The sequence below is a fragment of the Streptosporangium subroseum genome (assembly GCF_900188345.1).
GTDB lineage: Bacteria > Actinomycetota > Actinomycetes > Streptosporangiales > Streptosporangiaceae > Streptosporangium > Streptosporangium subroseum.
Window position 1 is genome coordinate 1 of sequence record NZ_FZOD01000164.1, and the last position, 1,701, is coordinate 1,701.

Annotated in this window: 2 protein-coding genes; both read right to left on the bottom strand. The window is 68.3% G+C overall.

Annotation, left to right across the window (positions count from 1 at the left end; translation table 11 throughout):
- Nucleotides 1-222: 222 nt before the first annotated feature.
- Nucleotides 223-1,068 carry a peptidoglycan-binding domain-containing protein gene (locus CHC08_RS47815; RefSeq protein ID WP_089213961.1) on the bottom strand — a complete coding sequence of 282 codons (846 nt, stop codon included), beginning with the start codon at nucleotides 1,066-1,068 and terminating at the stop codon, nucleotides 223-225.
- A 430-nt stretch (nucleotides 1,069-1,498) separates the two neighbouring features.
- Nucleotides 1,499-1,701: hypothetical protein (locus tag CHC08_RS50475; protein ID WP_179282665.1), on the bottom strand; the 203-nt coding region annotated here is incomplete at its 5' end.

Consider the following 1,701-nt stretch of genomic DNA (forward strand, 5'->3'; position numbering starts at 1 on the left):
TGGGTGTTGCTGTTGAAGTAGTAGCAGAACTCGCCGGTCTCGCACACGCCGTTGCGGGTGGCCGCCGAGGCGGGTGAGGCGGTGGCGAGCACCGCTCCACCGAGCGTCATCGCGGCGGTCGCGGTGGTGAGGATCCTGGTAAGCATTCTCATGGTGTTCTCCCTGTGTCTGGTTGTGGCTGGTTGTGGCTGGTTGTGTCTGTGCGGCCTGGGTTCGGGACGGTCAGCGGCGCCGGTACTCCTCCCAGGTACGGATGGCCACCTTCGGGCCGTCGTCCGGGCCACGGCCGGCGAGCCCGTTCAGGCCGAGGTAGTAGTCACCGATCTGGTGCTGGGCCTGACCGGAGAGGTCGGTGTCGTTGATGGCGGCGGCGTGGATGTGCCACGGCCAGTCGGCCTGGTCGGGGCTACGCACCCATGCCGCGAAACCGACAGTTCGCAACGCGCGGACGACCGCGGTACGGGTGGCGGAACTCATCCCTTTGACCGAGATGTCGACGACGCCGCCGCCGTCGTGGGTGCCCGCGGACGTGGGGTCGCCGCCGGGGTTGTACGAACCCTGTAACAGCACGAGGTCGCGGCCGAGCAACCGCTTCGCCTCGGCCAGCATGCTCCGCGTGCGGTTGTCGACGACGAAGCCATCGACGGACACCCGGGCACCCGGGGCGATGATGTGGGTGACCCCGAAGCGGCCGGTGCCGAGCCCGGTGAGCGACGTCTTGCCCGGCAGGCCGTTGGCGGCGAGACCGGTGAAGCCGAGCGACTTCTGGAACTTCGCGAAGGCGGTGACCGTTGTGCTGCCGAAGTAACCGTCGACCCACTGCGCGTCGAGCAGATGCCGGTCGCGCAGCGCCTGTTCAACGAGGAGCACGCCGGCCTTGGCGCCCGGGGTCAGTGTGTTGTCGGACCGCCGCGGGTCGATCTGGGCCGCCTTGAGGGTGGCTTCCATGTTCACGCTCGGAAGGGCCCTGGCGTCGGCCGCCTGTGCCGCCGACATCCCGGACGCTCCGGTCAGGGAAGCGAGCAGGGCGGCCGCCACGAGAGTGGCGGCGCGTGGAGGCAACTTCATCGTTTCTCCTGGTTTCGGAGGCTGGGGGAGTGGTTCTTGCGGCGGAGTCCACGGTTTCGGATCGCTCATGCTGTCCACAAGAAAATCGTGTTGTCAGCCTGTCCGGCAGGTTCTCCGTACAGGCGTACGCGCCGCCTGACAGTTCCTCAGGTGCTTGCTGAGCTGGGCGGACTCTCGCGTCGGACGTTCCGTCGCCGGCGCGAGCCCGGTCACGCGCCCATGCGCGTCGAGCTGCCCGACGGAGGGATCCGCGTCCGGCGGAGCGACTTCGCGACCCTGGCCGGACACTCTCCGGGAGGCGGCATGACCGCCTCCTATGACGTGAGGATCTGGATCTTCGCCTCTAAGGAACCTCTAAAGCCGGCCGAAAGCACACTTGAGGCCGCGGTGTTTGTGTTGTCGCCACGGCGCCGGTTCTCGTCCGGTGCGCTCAGTGGACGAAAGGCATCACGATGATGAAACGCACACGGCTGGTGGTGGCCGCGGCAACGCTCGTCGCGCTGGTCGCGACCGGTACGGCGTCGGCGGCGGCGTCCGATTCGGCCCCGGCACCGGGCGACGGGAAGTCCGGTTCCGCGCCGGTCGATCCGAACGGGAAGTTCGGTTCCGCGCCGGTCGATCCGAACGGGAAGT

Coding starts and splice junctions, on each gene's coding strand:
- CHC08_RS47815 (WP_089213961.1), bottom strand. CDS start 1,068: ATGAAGTTGCCTCCACGCGCCGCCACTCTCGTGGCGGCCGCCCTGCTC.